This is a genomic window from Streptomyces iranensis (genome assembly GCF_017874715.1).
Classification (GTDB): Bacteria; Actinomycetota; Actinomycetes; order Streptomycetales; family Streptomycetaceae; genus Streptomyces; species Streptomyces iranensis.
In genome coordinates this window covers 114,631-128,486 of sequence record NZ_JAGGLR010000008.1, presented here as the reverse complement: position 1 = coordinate 128,486, position 13,856 = coordinate 114,631, and the positions used below count along the sequence as shown (strand labels likewise).

8 protein-coding genes and 2 pseudogenes are annotated in these 13,856 nt (G+C 71.6%); 5 read left to right on the top strand and 5 right to left on the bottom strand.

What is annotated here, in order from left to right:
• Positions 1-10: 10 nt before the first annotated feature.
• From J2Z30_RS16020 to J2Z30_RS16010, 3 genes are all read right to left on the bottom strand, one after another.
• Positions 11-1,138, bottom strand: coding sequence for an LLM class flavin-dependent oxidoreductase (locus J2Z30_RS16020; RefSeq protein ID WP_044571445.1), 1,128 nt, complete (start codon positions 1,136-1,138; stop codon positions 11-13).
• Positions 1,139-1,455: 317 nt separating this feature from the next.
• Positions 1,456-2,238, bottom strand: coding sequence for an SDR family NAD(P)-dependent oxidoreductase (locus tag J2Z30_RS16015; protein ID WP_044571448.1), 783 nt, complete (start codon positions 2,236-2,238; stop codon positions 1,456-1,458).
• Between the two features lie 14 nt (positions 2,239-2,252).
• Entirely contained in the window at positions 2,253-3,221 is a 969-nt protein-coding gene (locus J2Z30_RS16010) for an LLM class F420-dependent oxidoreductase (protein ID WP_044571449.1), read from the bottom strand.
• Positions 3,222-3,580: 359 nt separating this feature from the next.
• Here J2Z30_RS16010 and J2Z30_RS52115 point away from each other — a divergent pair.
• Positions 3,581-3,757: pseudogene (locus tag J2Z30_RS52115) on the top strand (AraC family transcriptional regulator); the annotation flags it as partial.
• Positions 3,758-3,974: 217 nt separating this feature from the next.
• Here J2Z30_RS52115 and J2Z30_RS16005 read toward each other — a convergent pair.
• A complete protein-coding gene (locus J2Z30_RS16005) occupies positions 3,975-5,204 on the bottom strand; it encodes an amidohydrolase family protein (protein ID WP_044571450.1) in 1,230 nt (409 codons plus the stop codon).
• 157 nt (positions 5,205-5,361) lie between these two features.
• Here J2Z30_RS16005 and J2Z30_RS16000 point away from each other — a divergent pair, with 157 nt between their 5' ends.
• The 4 genes and pseudogenes from J2Z30_RS16000 to J2Z30_RS51685 all read left to right on the top strand — a co-directional run.
• A complete protein-coding gene (locus tag J2Z30_RS16000) occupies positions 5,362-7,821 on the top strand; it encodes a tetratricopeptide repeat protein (protein ID WP_044571456.1) in 2,460 nt (819 codons plus the stop codon).
• Between the two features lie 129 nt (positions 7,822-7,950).
• Positions 7,951-10,875: an SARP-family global regulator AfsR gene (gene afsR / locus J2Z30_RS15995; RefSeq protein WP_044571463.1), complete on the top strand. Its 2,925-nt coding sequence runs from the start codon at positions 7,951-7,953 to the stop codon at positions 10,873-10,875.
• A gap of 213 nt (positions 10,876-11,088) precedes the next feature.
• Positions 11,089-11,451 carry a hypothetical protein gene (locus J2Z30_RS15990; RefSeq protein WP_209468691.1) on the top strand — a complete coding sequence of 121 codons (363 nt, stop codon included), beginning with the start codon at positions 11,089-11,091 and terminating at the stop codon, positions 11,449-11,451.
• Between the two features lie 609 nt (positions 11,452-12,060).
• Positions 12,061-12,132: pseudogene (locus J2Z30_RS51685) on the top strand (DUF6185 family protein); the annotation flags it as partial.
• A 24-nt stretch (positions 12,133-12,156) separates the two neighbouring features.
• On the opposite strand, the gene J2Z30_RS15985 reads toward J2Z30_RS51685, so the two are convergent.
• Positions 12,157-13,776: a FadD3 family acyl-CoA ligase gene (locus J2Z30_RS15985; protein ID WP_044571466.1), complete on the bottom strand. Its 1,620-nt coding sequence runs from the start codon at positions 13,774-13,776 to the stop codon at positions 12,157-12,159.
• Between the last annotated feature and the right edge of the window lie 80 nt (positions 13,777-13,856).

Here is a 13,856-nt window from a genome sequence, read left to right as displayed (position 1 = left end):
GCCGGTGCGGTCACCGGGTCACGGCCTGGCGGAAGCGGGTCGTGCGGTGCACCGGATCGGTGTCGATCTTCGGGATGACGTGCTCGCCGATGAGCTTGATCGTGTTCATCGTGTCCTCGTAGCCGATCCCGATCGGCAGCCCGAACGACAGCTGGTCGGCCCCGGCCTGCTCCCACCGCTTGCACTGGCGGAAGACCTCGTCCGGGTCGCCGCAGATCATCAGCTCCTCGGCGATGAGGAGTTCGATGATCTCCTCGGTGTACTCCGGCAGCAGTTCGGGCCACTGCGGGATGCCGTCCGGGCGGGGGAAGGTGTCGTGGTAGCGGAAGAGAAGCGACTGCAGGTAGTTGAGCCCGCCGCCGAGCGCGATCTCGACGGCCTTGGCGTGGGTCTCGGCGCAGATCGCGGTCGAGGTGACCATCACGTTGTCGTTGACGAAGCCGCCGACCGGCTCGGCCTCCTTGACCGCGTTCTTGTAGGAGTCGAGGGCCCACTCCATGTCGGAGACCTTCTGGATGGAGAAGCCGAGCACGCCGAGGCCCTTCCTGCCCGCCATCGCGTACGAGGGCGGCGATCCGGCGGCGTACCACATCGCCGGGTGGGCGGCCCCGTACGGCTTGGGCAGCACCTTGCGCGGCGGCAGCGACCAGTGCTTGCCGGTGAAGCCCTGGTACTCGTCCTGCAGCCACATCTTGGGGAACTCGGCGATCGTCTCTTCCCAGATCTCCTTGGTGGCGTTCATGTCGGTCACGCCCGGCAGGAAGCCGAGGATCTCGTGACTGCCCGCGCCCCGGCCCGAGCCGAACTCGAACCGGCCGCCGGAGAGATGGTCGAGCATCGCGACCTTCTCGGCCACCTTCACCGGGTGGTTGACCTGCGGCAGCGGGTTGAAGATGCCGGAGCCGAGGTGGATGCGCTCGGTGGCGTGGGCGAGATAGCCGAGGAAGACGTCGTTCGCGGAGAGGTGGGAGTACTCGTCCAGGAAATGGTGCTCGGAGGCCCATACGTACTTGAAGCCCGACCGGTCGGCCTGGATGACGTACTCGGTCTCCTCGACGAGCGCGTGATGCTCGGCCTCGGGGTCGGTTCGGCGTCGGCTTTCGGGGACGTAGCCCTGCACGAAGAGTCCGAATTCCATGGAGGTTCACCGCCTCAGACGAACGTCGATCTGACGGATCGTCAGATTTTGATTGACTCTGGCACCGCGGGCACGGACCGTCAAGGGCCGTGGAAGGCCGGGCGGGGGCGGAGGGTCTACGGGGGTGTCCGGTGGATCTTTCCCCTCCCCGCCCCATCCCGCTACCAGGGGCTCCGCCCCTGGACCCCGGGGGTCGACGAGCCGACCGTCGGCCGCGGCCAGCACACCGGCCAGGACGCCGGGGGCTGGAGAGGAGCCCCAGTTGAGGGAAGGGGGGAAAGGCTCGCCGCAGGCGTCGCGAGCCGCCGGGACGCCGCCTAGAAGACCGAGACGCCGGTCAGCCAGCCCCCGTCGACGACGAACGGCTGGCCGGTGACGTACGAGGAGTCCTCCGAGGACAGGAAGAGCGCCAGCCGCGCCACCTCCTCCGGGCGGCCGATCCGGCCCAGCGGCACCAGCTTGCGGTAGAGCTCGTCGACGGCCGCCGTCGCCTCCGCGCTGTCGGCTTCCGGGTCGAGCTGGGCCGGGTTGGTCATCGGGGTGTCGACCGCGCCCGGACACATCGCGTTGACCCGGATGCCCTTGTCCGCGAGCTCCATCGCGGCCACCCGCGTCATCCCCACCACCGCCGCCTTCGTCGCGGCGTACGCGGTGAGCAGCGGCATCCCGGACAGGGCGACGTACGAGGCGGTGTTCACGATCGTCCCGCCGCCCGCCGCCACCAGCTCCGGCGCGACCGTCCGCATCCCCAGGAACGTACCGACCTGGTTGACCTGGACCACCTCCAGGTACTCCGCCAGCGGGGTGCCCACCAGCTCGTTGAAGCGGAGGATCCCGGCGTTGTTGACCAGGCCGTCCACCGAGCCGAAGGCGTCCTTCGCGGCGGCGACGGCGGCGGTCCAGTCGTCCTCGCGGCCCACGTCCAGATGGACGAAGCGGGCGCACTCGCCCAGCTCCTTGGCCAGCCCCTCGCCCGGCTCGTCCAGTACGTCGCCGAGGACCACGCGCGCGCCCTCGGCCGCGAACAGCCGCGCCTCCTGCTCACCCTGTCCGCGCGCCGCCCCGGTGATGATGACGACCCGCCCGTCCAGCTTGCCCATTCCGATCTCCCTAGTCATCCCTGGTCATCGAGGTGCGGAGCGACATCGGCGGCGAAGGCCGCCATCTGGTCGGTCAGTTCGGTGTGGTCCCGGCAGCGGAACCGCACCTGGATCTGGTCCACTCCCATCGCGGCGTACGCGCGCAGGCTCTCGGCCAGCCGCTCCGGCGCGCCGGTCAGGGTCCGGCGCCCCACGTCCCAGCCGGGTTCGCCGACGTACAGCGGCTCGGTGATCGCGCCGATCTCGGCGGGTTCCTCACAGCCGCGATCGTGTTGGGCCGCCTCCTTCCGCAGCTCGCGCAGCCGGGCGATCTGGCCGGGCAGCCGGTCCCGTGGGTCGCCCTGCGGGAGCCAGCCGTCGCCCCGGACCGCCGCGCGGCGCACCGCGGCGGGCGAGGAGCCGCCGACCCACAGCGGGGGGCGCGGCGTCTGGACGGGGCGCGGGGCCTGCCCGAGGCCGCTGAACGCGAACCGCTCGCCGCGGAAGTCGGGGAACTCCTCCGGTCCCAGCGCCGCCTTCAGCGCGTCGACCGTCTCGTCCAGCAGCGCTCCGCGCCGGGCGAAGTCCACCCCCAGCGCCTCGAACTCCTCCCGGACGTGCCCGGCCCCGACCCCGAGGATGAGCCGGCCGCCGGAGAGGCGGTCGAGCGTGGCGTACTGCTTGGCGGTCAGCAGCGGATGGCGCAGCGCGGCGACCGCCACATGGCTGAGCAGCCACACCCGCTCGGTGGCCGCGGCGAGCCAGCCGAGGGTGGCCACCGGGTCGTACCAGACGGTGCCCATGGCCGCGGCCAGCCGCCGCGGGATCGCGACGTGGTCGCAGACGGCGAGGTACGCGAAGCCGAGCCGGTCGGCGGCGCGGGCGACCTCGAGCAGCTCGGCCGGGCCCGCCCCGGCCTCCCACGGCTCGGCGTAGAGGGTGGACTGCGACTGGATCGGCAGCTGCATGCCATAGCTCAACCGGCCCCGGGGCAGGACGCGCATGCCGGGCCTCCTTGTCGGTGGACCGTCATCGTCGAATCTGACGTCGGACATGGTCGTATCTGACGGTCCATCAGACAAGGGGTACGACAGTCTCGTCCCGCCGCGCAACGCTTTGCCGGCGTACGGACGTGCGGACCTCGGGGCCCATGCCCGCAAAGCCCTGATCCCGGTCCCCCACGACTGATCCCGGTCCCCCACGACCGGATCGACCGGCTGCTCGCCCGGCCCAATCCCCGCGCGCGAAGGGGTGGGCGCCCCGCTGACGGGGTTCCTCACCCGGCTCGCGGCTGACCGCTCCTTACGCCCCTCCGACGGGCCGCGCCTGGGCACCGCGCTGACCGACCTGGCGGCCGCGCTGCTGGGGCTTCGCCCACCCCGCCGTCTTCAGCCGCGCCTTCCGCGCCGCGTACGGGATGCCGCCCGGCGACTACCGCCATCTGGCGCTTGTGTCCCGCGCGCCGGGCGCTACCCCGCGACGCCCGGTACACAGGGACACCCGGCCCTCCGCGCCGCCCACGGCCCCTGTCACGTCGTAAGGGGTGGGTGACGGCGTGGGGAGGCGGGAGGGCCGATATGCCCCCAGCCTGCCGGAGGGTCCGGGGGTTGTCATTGACCGACAGTGACCGTTTTCTTGCTCCTCCGTGACCAGGCCGACGCCGGAACCGACACCCCTCCCCGACCAGGCCGACGCTGGAACCAACACCCCTCCCCGACCAGGCCGACGCCGGAACCAACGCCACCCGGACAAACCGGCTACGCCCCCGGCGCCCCCGCCCAGAGCCCGTCCGCCGTGAGCCCCAGCAGCTCGATCGCGTTGCCGCGCACAATCCGCTCCACGACATCCGGCGCCAGATGCCCCATCTGCGCCTCGCCGACCTCCCGCGACTTGGGCCAGGTGGAGTCCGAGTGCGGATAGTCCGTCTCGTAGAGCACGTTGCCGACCCCGATGGCGTCGAGGTTGCGCAGCCCGAAGGCGTCGTCGAAGAAGCAGCCGTAGACATGCTCGGTGAACAGCTCGGACGGCGGGCGCAGCACCTTGTCGGCCACTCCGCCCCAGCCCCGGTTCTCCTCCCACACCACATCGGCGCGCTCGAGGATGTAGGGGATCCAGCCGATCTGGCCCTCCGCGTACATCACCTTCAAGTTCGGGAAGCGCTCGAACTTCCCGCTCATCAGCCAGTCGACCATCGAGAAGCAGCAGTTGGCGAAGGTGATCGTGGAGCCGACCGCGGGGGGCGCGTCCGCGGAGGTCGAGGGCATCCTCGAGGAGGAGCCGATGTGCATCGCGACGACCGTGCCGGTCTCGTCGCACGCGGCCAGGAACGGGTCCCAGTCGTCGGTGTGGATCGAGGGCAGCCCCAGGTTCGGCGGGATCTCCGAGAAGCAGACGGCCCGCACCCCGCGCGCCGCGTTCCGCCGCACCTCGGCGGCGGCCAGCTCGGCGTCCCACAGCGGGATGATGATCAGCGGGATCAGCCTGCCCCGGGCCTCGGGGCCGCACCACTCCTCCACCATCCAGTCGTTGTACGCCCGGACCCCGAGCAGCCCCAGCTCGCGGTCGGCGGCCTCGGTGAAGGTCTGCCCGCAGAAGCGGGGGAAGGTCGGGAAGCAGAGCGCGGACTGGACGTGGTTGACGTCCATGTCCGCGAGCCGGTCCGGCACCGAGAAGGAGCCGGGCCGCATCTGCTCGTAGGTGATGGCCTCCAGCTTGACCTCGTCCCGGTCGTAGCCGACGGCGGTGTCCAGCCGGGTCAGCGGCCGGTGCAGCTCCTCGTACACCCACCAGTCCGCGAGCGGCCCGTCGTCCCCGGGCGCGCCCATCTTGGGGGCGAACTTGCCGCCGATGAAGGTCATCTCCTTCAGCGGCGCCCGGACGATGCGCGGCCCGCTGTCGCGGTACTTCGACGGGAGCCGGTCCCGCCAGACGTGAGGGGGCTCAACCGTGTGGTCGTCCACCGAGATTATCTTCGGGAAGCTCTCCATGACTGCACGGTAGCGCCGATCTGACGGATCGTCAGCTACGCGGGCGTCTCCTGGGATGTTCGACGGATGCTCCGGACACGTCGCACTCTTTACTGACGTACGAGCCACCGGCACGGCAGACTGGCCGTACAGCGAGGAAGCACGTGCGGGGGGCACCATGGCCGGCGACGAGCGCCTGGGGCGGCAGGAAGGTTCCACCGGTTCCGTACCGGACCGGTGCTGGCACGGTGAAGAGGCGAGCCTGGCCCTCGGCGCGGACCCGGACTCCGCCCTCGGCCGGACACGGCTCGAAGTCGAGTTGGACAACGGCTACCGCGCCGATGTCGTCCGCGAGCTCCGGCCGCACGTCCCCGCACGGCCCGCCACCGCGCTCTCCCGGCCCACCGCCGCCGACCGCCCGCGACACCCCATGGCCGACACCACCGTCGTGCGCCCCGCGCAGCTGCCCGCGGCGGTGGCGGACTTCACCGGTCGCGAGGACCTCGTACGGGAGCTGAACGACCGGCTCGCGACCTCCGCCGACCGGCCGGCCGCCATCGCGATCGCCGGTATCGGAGGCATCGGCAAGACCGCCCTGGCCGTTCATCTCGCGCACGCCGCCCGCCACCGCTTCCCCGACGGCCAGCTCTACGTCGACCTCGGCGGTGCGGGCCCCTCCCCTGCCGACCCCGAGACCGTGCTCGGCGCCTTCCTGCGCTCACTCGGCACCTCCGACGCCGCCATTCCGGACGGCACCGAGGAGCGCGCCGCGCTCTACCGCGCGTGTCTCGAGGGCCGCCGCGTCCTCGTCCTCCTGGACAACGCCCGCGATGCCGCTCAGGTCCGGCCGCTGCTCCCCGACGACGGAGCACCGGACTGCGTCGCGCTGATCACCAGTCGCACCCATATGTCCGACCTGGACCGCGCCCACCCGGTCGACCTGGACGCGATGAGCCCGCCGGAGGCGTTCGACCTCTTCGCACTGATCGTGGGCCAGGAGCGGGCGACCGTGGAACGTGCCGAGGTCATGGACGTGGTGGCGTCCTGCTCCTACCTCCCGCTCGCGATCCGCATAGCGGCCTCCCGGCTCGCCTCCCGCCGCACCTGGACCGTCTCCGTTCTCGCCCGCAAACTCGCCGACGAGCGCCGGCGGCTGGACGAGCTGCGGGCCGGGGATCTGGCGGTCAAGGCCACCTTCGAACTCGGCTACGGACAGCTCGACCCGGCTCAAGCCCGCGCCTTCCGGCTGCTGGGCCTGGCCGGCGGCCCGGACATCTCCCTGTCGGCCGCGGGCGCGGTGCTCGGCCTCGACGCCGCGGAGACCGGCCGGCTTCTCACCTCCCTCGTGGACAACTCGCTGCTGGAGTCCGCCGTACCGGGCCGCTACCGCTTCCATGACCTCGTACGGCTCTACGCACGGGCATGCGCGGAGCGGGAGCGGCGGGCGGTGGCGGAGCGCGAGGAGGCGCTGTCCCGGTTGCTCGACTTCTACCTGGCGACGGCGGCGCGGGTGTATGCCCTGGAGCGGCCTGGGGACCGCATGGTCGAGCACCTGGAGCCCACCGGCCATCCCGGACTGCTCTTCGAGACCTCGAAAGCCGCCCTGGACTGGCTCTTCGCGGAGGCCGACTGCCTGCTCGCCTGTGTGCCCAAGTGCACCGGGGAGAGCACCCGCCGCCGCACCGGGGACCTGCTGCTGGGCGCGCTGGACCTCGCCGAGTCCGGTGCCCGGCCGCGGCAGTACGAGACGGTGGCACAGGTGGTCTGCGACGCCGCCCACGCCGCCGGGGATTCCCGTACCGAGGCCCGCGCCCGCTCGGCACTGGGCCATCTGTACAGCTTCACGGGCCGATACGGCCACGCCGAGCGGGAGCTGCTCCGCGCGCTGGAGCTGGACGGCGACGATCCGGTGGTCGCCAGCCGCGCCTCCAATCAGCTCGGCATCGTGGCCAACGGGCTGGGGCGGCACGAAGACGCCGAGAGGTACCTCGGACAGGCGCTCGATGCGTTCCGCGCCGATGCCAACGAGGCGGGCGAGGCGAGCGCCCTGGCCAATCTCTCCCGGCTCCATGTGAGCCGGGGCCGCACCCGGACCGGTGTGGAACTGGCCGAGCAGGGGCTCGCCATCTACCGCAGGCTCGGCGCCCCGCTGCGGCTCGCCAACGGGATGTACACCGTCGGCATCGCGCTGACGCGCGCCCACCGGCTGGAGGAGGCGTCCGTCCACCTCACCGAAGCGCTCGAGCTCTTTCACGAAGCCCGTCAGCCACTGTGGGAAGGCATGGCCCATTTCCGGCTGGCCGAAATGTATCTGGCCGCGCAGCGCCCCTCAGAAGCGGTGGCACACGCCGAACGGTCCCTCGCCCTGGGCGGTCTCGGCGGCGAGTGGCGGCGCTTCTCCTTTCTCACCGTTCTGGCGAAGGCCCTGATGGCGGCCGGGCAGCCAACCCGGGCCCAGGACTGCTGGAGGCAGGCACGGGCCCTCCGTGAACGGCTGGGCTCACCCGAGCCCGAGGAGGTACGGCAACTGCTGTCCACATCGGCGCCGGATCTCCCGACGGCCACGGATCCGTATACCGGCCATCGCGACGCATACGGAGTCGGCCCTCCGGTGACCGAAAGCGACCCATGGACCTGACGGTGCGTCGGCATTCCGAGGGGTGTGAAGTGTGGCAGGCCTTGTGGAGAGGTCCGGCCCCTACTGACGTGAGGGGTATCGGCAAGGCAAACTGGCCCGTGCAACTGGGAGCAGAGGCAGGGGGAGACCATGGCCGGCGAGAAGGAGCGGGCACAGGAGCAGCCCTTGCGCTTCACCGTGCTCGGACCCGTACGGGCCTGGCGAGGCGAAGAACAGGTGAGCACCGGATCACCACAGCAAAGAGCCCTGCTCACCGCTCTCTTGCTGCGCGGAGGGCGCACCGCCACCGCCCCCGAGCTCATCGACGCCCTGTGGGGCGACGACCCCCCGGACGCCGCCATCGCGGCGCTGCGCACCTACGCCTCCCGGCTGCGCAAGGCATTCACCCCGCAATCGGACGTCCTGGTCAGCGAGTCGGGGGGCTACGCGGTCCAGGTGGGCCTCGGGGCCCTGGACACCGACGTGGCCGAGCGCCTGGCGGCGGAGGCGGAGAAGGCACGGCACTCGGGCGACCGGCCGCGGGCCCATGAACTCATCGGCCAGGCACTGGGCCTCTGGGACGGTGAAGCCCTGGCCGGAGTGCCGGGGCCCTACGCCGTGACCCAGCGCGCCCGGCTGTCGGAGTGGCATCTCGTCCTCACCGAGACCAGGCTCGATCTCGATCTGGAGCTGGGCCACCACACCGAGGTGGTCTCCGAGCTCACCGCCCTCACCGCCGCCCATCCGCTCCGGGAGCGGCTGCGCGAACTGCTGATGCTGGCGCTCTACCGCAGCGGGCGGCAGGCCGAGGCACTGGCCGTGTACAACGACACCCGGCGGCTGCTCGCCGAGGATCTCGGCGTGGACCCCTGCCCGGAACTCTCCGAGCTGCATCAGCGCATTCTGCAGGCGGATGCCGACCTGGCCGCCCCGGTGGACAGCCGCGCTCACGCGGGGCCCAGCTTTGTACGGCCGGCCCAGCTTCCCGCGACGGTGGCCGACTTCACGGGCCGTGTCGCCTTTGTCGACGAGCTGAGCGATCAGCTCGCCACCGCCGAGGGGCGTGTCATGGCCGTGTCAGCCGTGGCCGGAATCGGGGGTGTCGGCAAGACGACGCTCGCCGTACACGTCGCCCACGCGGCCCGCCATCAATTCCCCGACGGCCAGCTCTACGTCGACCTTCAGGGGGCGGGCCCGGTACCGGCGGAGCCCAACGCGATCCTGGGCGCCTTCCTGCGCGCCCTCGGCACCCCGGACAACGCGATCCCCGAGGGCGTCCAGGAGCGTGCCGCGCTCTACCGCTCGATGCTGGACGGCCGCCGGGTGCTCACGCTGCTCGACAACGCACGCGACGCCGCACAGGTGCGGCCGCTGCTGCCCGGTACGGAGGGCTGCGCCGCGCTGATCACCAGCCGGACCCGGATGGTCGACCTGGAGGGCGCCCACCTGGTCGACCTGGACGTGATGAGCCCGGAGGAGGCGCTCGCCCTCTTCACGCGGATAGTGGGCGAGGAGCGTGTCATCAGCGAGCGCGACGCGGCCATGGACGTGGTGGCGGCGTGCGGCTTCCTCCCGCTGGCCATCCGGATCGCGGCCTCCCGGCTGGCCTCGCGCCGCACCTGGACCGTCTCCACGCTGGCACACAAGCTCGCCAACCAGCGCCGCCGGCTGGACGAGCTGCGGGCCGGCGACCTGGCCGTGCGGGCCACCTTCGAGCTGGGCTACGGCCAGTTGGAGCCGTCACAGGCTCGGGCCTTCCGGCTGCTGGGGCTCGCGGACGGCCCCGACATCTCGCTCGCCGCGGCGGCCGTCGTCCTGGACATGGACACCCTCGACGCCGAGGAGCTCCTGGAGTCCCTGGTCGACGCCTCCCTGCTGGAGTCCGCGGCGCCCGGCCGCTACCGCTACCACGACCTCGTACGCCTCTACGCGCGTGACTGCGCGGAGCGGCACCAGTCGGCAGCGGACCGCGAGGCGGCGCTCTCCCGGCTGCTGGACTTCTACCTCGCCACGGCCGCACGGGTGTACGCCATGGAGCGGCCCGGCGACCGCCTGGGCGACCACCTGGCCCCCGCCAGCCACCCCGGCCTGGTCTTCCCGCATCAGGACGCCGCTCTGGACTGGCTGTTCACCGAGGCGGACTGCCTGCTGGCCTGCACCCAGCAAGCCGCCCCGGGCAGCACCCTGGGCCGGGCGGCGGATCTGCTGCTCGCCGCGATGGACCTGGCCGAGTCCGGTGCCAACGCCCCCCGCTACGAGGCCGTCGCCCGCGTGGTCAGCGAAACGGCGCACACGGTCGGCGACACCCGGGCCGAAGGCCGGGCGCGTACCTGCCTCGCCAAGGTGCGCAACCTCACCGGCCGGCTCGAGGAGGCCGACGCGGAGGCGGAACGCGCCCTGGCCTTGGGCTCCACGGTCAAGGACCATGTCACGATGGGGCGCGCCCTCACCGAGCGCGGCATCATCGCGCATCTCAGCCGTACCCGCTGGGATGACGCGGAGCGGCATTTCCTCCGTGCCATCGACGCCTACCGGGCCGTGGACGACCAGCCCGGCGAGGCCAGCGCGCTGTGCAACCTCTCGCGTGCGTATGTGGAGATGGGCCGCATCGACAGCGCCGTGGACCTGGCCCGGCAGGGAGTGCGGATCTACGGGAGCCTGGGGCGCACCCTGCGCCTGGCCAACGGTAAGTACGCGCTCGGTATCGCCCTGACCGGGGCGGGAAGCCTCACTCAAGCGCTCGAGCAGCTCACCGAGGCCCTCGGCCTGTTCCGTGAGCACCGCCAGCCGCTCTGGGAGGGCATGACCCACCAGCGGTTGGCCGAGGCGCACCTGTCGATCGGGCGCCCCGCGGAGGCCGCCACCCACGCCGAACAGGCTCTCGCCCTGCGGGGCATCGGGGGCGAGTGGCGCCGGGCCATCGTACTGACCCTGCTCGGCAAGGCGCTGCTGGAGCTCGGCCAGAACGAGCGCGCGGACGCCTGCTGGCGTGAGGCGCTGTCAATTCACCAGCGGCTGGGGGCCCCTGAGGCGGAGGACGTCCGCCGGCTTCTGGCCCCCGCGGCCGCGGCATAACGGCACGGCTCGCCGACCGTTCATCAATCGTTTATCGCCATCCGGGAGTCTTAGCAGTGGTCGACCCGTCCCCGCGGGGGGCAGACGGGTCGGTTGCGAGGTCACACCGTAAGGTGGACGGCCCTTTTGAGACATCCGTCCGGCGACCCACGGGGGAGTCGCCGGGCGGGTGCCAACGGCCTATACCGACCAAAGCATCCGATGGAGTTGATCGTGACAAACACGGACAAGAAGCCCGAGTCCGACGTCTACCGGCCGCTGGAGGCCGACCCGGCGCCCTTCACACCTCAGGACGAGGGCCACACACCGGCACCTCCACAGGTGACCACCCAGGGCGAAGGCCACACGCCCGCACCGCCCCAGCTGATCACCAAGGGGGAGGGCCACACGCCCGCACCGCCGCAGCTGAGCACCAAGGGCGAGGGCCACACACCGGCGCCACCGCAGCTGAGCACCGCGGGCGAGGGCCACACACCCGCGCCGTCGGAGCTGAGCACCAAGGGCGAGGGCCACACACCGGCACCGCCGCAGCTGAGCGCCGAAGGAGAGGGCCACACACCTTCAGCGCCCCAGTAGGAGCACACGGAGCATCGCTCATTTCCATGAGGTAACACCGCGGGGCCGATGTCGATGACGCGGAGGGGACGTCATCGGCATCGGCCCCTTTGCGCGGGCCACCTCCCGAACGAGCGCCCCCACACCACCGGGCGCACCCCTTTCCGCCAAGCTTCGACCAGTTCCGGCCAGATGGCCGAACATACGTACCCCTCATTGCTAATTTGCAGTACAAAACAGATAATCACCCCCGTAACGGAGGAACCGGAATGACTCGTGCCACAAAGGGCATTGCGACCTTGATTATCGCCATAGGTGCCGCGATCGGAGCCACAAGCCAGACAGCCGCATTCGCGTCTGCAAGCGATAGTCACACCCCCATCGTCGGTATGGACAGTGGTGAATACGCCACAGCTGCCGCCCCGGGCCCACAGGGCGAGGGTCATGCCCCCACCAGCCCGCAGTAGGCGCCACGAGACACTCGTGAGCGCCAAGGGGGGCCGGGCGAAACCGCCCGGCCCCTTCGCGCTGCCCCGCCAGGGGCGCGTACCGGAGTGCACCCCCCTCAGCGATCGCGTCCCGGACACAGGCTGACCACATCGCACTGCGGGATCACCTCGCAGGGGCCGCCGTCTATCCGTGGCCGACGTGGCCCTGGGTTGGGGGCCACACGACAAATGGTGGGACAACGCCTCGCACAGCGCGCGCATCGCATTCCCCCACCGCTCAAGCCCTGGCCGCCCCGTTCCAGCCCGCCCGCAGCTGCGCCTTGAGGACCTTGCCGCCGGCGTTGCGCGGCAGTTCGGGGAGGAACTCCACCTGCCGGGGCACCTTGTAGTTGGCCATCTCGCGGCGGGACCAGGCGATCAGGTCGTCCGCCGTCAGCGTCGAGTCCGGGCGGCGGACCGCGTAGGCCTTGGCCACCTCGCCCAGCCGCGGATCCGGGATGCCGATCACGGCGACGTCGGCCACGTCCGGGTGGCGGGCGATGAGTTGCTCGATCTCGGCGGGGTAGGCGTTGAAGCCGCCGACGATGAACATGTCCTTGATGCGGTCGGTGATGCGCAGATTGCCCTGCTCGTCCATCACCCCGACATCGCCTGTCCGCAGCCAGCCGTCGGGGGTGACGGTACGGGACGTGGCGATCGGATCCTCGAAGTAGCCGGATGTGACGTGGTAGCCGCGGACCCAGACCTCGCCCGGTCGCCCCGGGGGGAGTTCGTGCCCGGTGGCCGTGGCGATCTTGACTTCGGTGTCCGGGATCGCGCGGCCCGCCGTGCCCGCGATGACCTCGGGCGGGTCGCCGCGGCGGCACATCGTGACGGTGCCGGACGCCTCCGTCAGGCCGTACGCCGTCAGCACGGTGGCGACCCCGAGCTCCGAGCGCAGGCGCTCCACCAGCTCCAGCGGGACGACGGCGGCGCCGGTGACGACCAGGCGCAGGGTGGACAGGTCGTGGGCGGCGCGGGAGGGGTGGTCGAGCAGGGACTGGTGGAGGGTGGGCGGGCCGGGGAGGACGGAGATGCGCTCGGCGGCGATATTGGCCAGGGCCGTCTCCACGCTGAAGACCGGCTGCGGCACCATCGTGGCACCACGGCTCAGACAGGCGATGATGCCCGCCTTGTAGCCGAAGGTGTGGAAGAACGGGTTCACGATGAGATAGCGATCGCCCGCCGTCAGCCCCGTGATCTCGCTCCAGGTGTCGAAGACCCGCACGGTCTGGGAGTGCGTGGTCACCACGCCCTTGGGATGGCCGGTGGTGCCGGAGGTAAAGGTGATGTCGGAGGGGGCCGCGGGGCGCGCCGCCTGCGCCCGGGAGCGGACCTCCTCCGGAGGCACGGCGTCGCCCAGCGCCAGGAAGTCCTTCCAGGTGCGGAAGTCCTCCGGGCCGTTGTCGGCGAGGACGACCACCTCCCGCAGATAGGGCAGGCCGGGCAGGGGGCCGTGGCCCGGCCCCTCCCCCGCCGCCCGGCGCAGCGACGCCACATACGAGGTGCCCAGGAAGGTGCCGGTGATGAACAGATGCGTGGCTCTGGTGCGGCGCAGCACATACGCCGCCTCGCCGCCCTTGAAGCGGGTGTTGACCGGGACCAGCACCCCGCCCGCGGTGACCGCGCCGAGCGCCGCCACGATCCAGTCGGTGGTGTTGGGCGCCCAGATCGCGGCGCGGTCGCCCGGTTCGAGGCCCGAGGCGACGCACGCGGCCGCGGCGCGCTCGATCCGGGCGCCGAGCTGGGCGTACGAGATCCGGGCGCGGCCCTCGACGACGGCCTCGTCCGGGCCGTACCGCTCGACCGCCGCCCGGATCAGGGCCGGGATGGTGTGCCCCTGCTCCATCTGTTCCATCGGACCGCTCCCCTCCCCGGAATCCGGGCCGGACGACCCCACTAGCTGACTACCCGTCAGATTAGCGGTAGCCTTCCCCG

Excerpts from the sequence above, each read along its gene's own strand:
- J2Z30_RS16020 (WP_044571445.1), bottom strand. The coding sequence starts at position 1,138 with ATGGAATTCGGACTCTTCGTGCAGGGCTACGTCCCCGAAAGCCGACGC.
- J2Z30_RS16015 (WP_044571448.1), bottom strand. The coding sequence starts at position 2,238 with ATGGGCAAGCTGGACGGGCGGGTCGTCATCATCACCGGGGCGGCGCGC.
- J2Z30_RS16010 (WP_044571449.1), bottom strand. The coding sequence starts at position 3,221 with ATGCGCGTCCTGCCCCGGGGCCGGTTGAGCTATGGCATGCAGCTGCCG.
- J2Z30_RS16005 (WP_044571450.1), bottom strand. The coding sequence starts at position 5,204 with ATGGAGAGCTTCCCGAAGATAATCTCGGTGGACGACCACACGGTTGAG.
- J2Z30_RS16000 (WP_044571456.1), top strand. The coding sequence starts at position 5,362 with ATGGCCGGCGACGAGCGCCTGGGGCGGCAGGAAGGTTCCACCGGTTCC.
- afsR (WP_044571463.1), top strand. The coding sequence starts at position 7,951 with ATGGCCGGCGAGAAGGAGCGGGCACAGGAGCAGCCCTTGCGCTTCACC.
- J2Z30_RS15985 (WP_044571466.1), bottom strand. The coding sequence starts at position 13,776 with ATGGAACAGATGGAGCAGGGGCACACCATCCCGGCCCTGATCCGGGCG.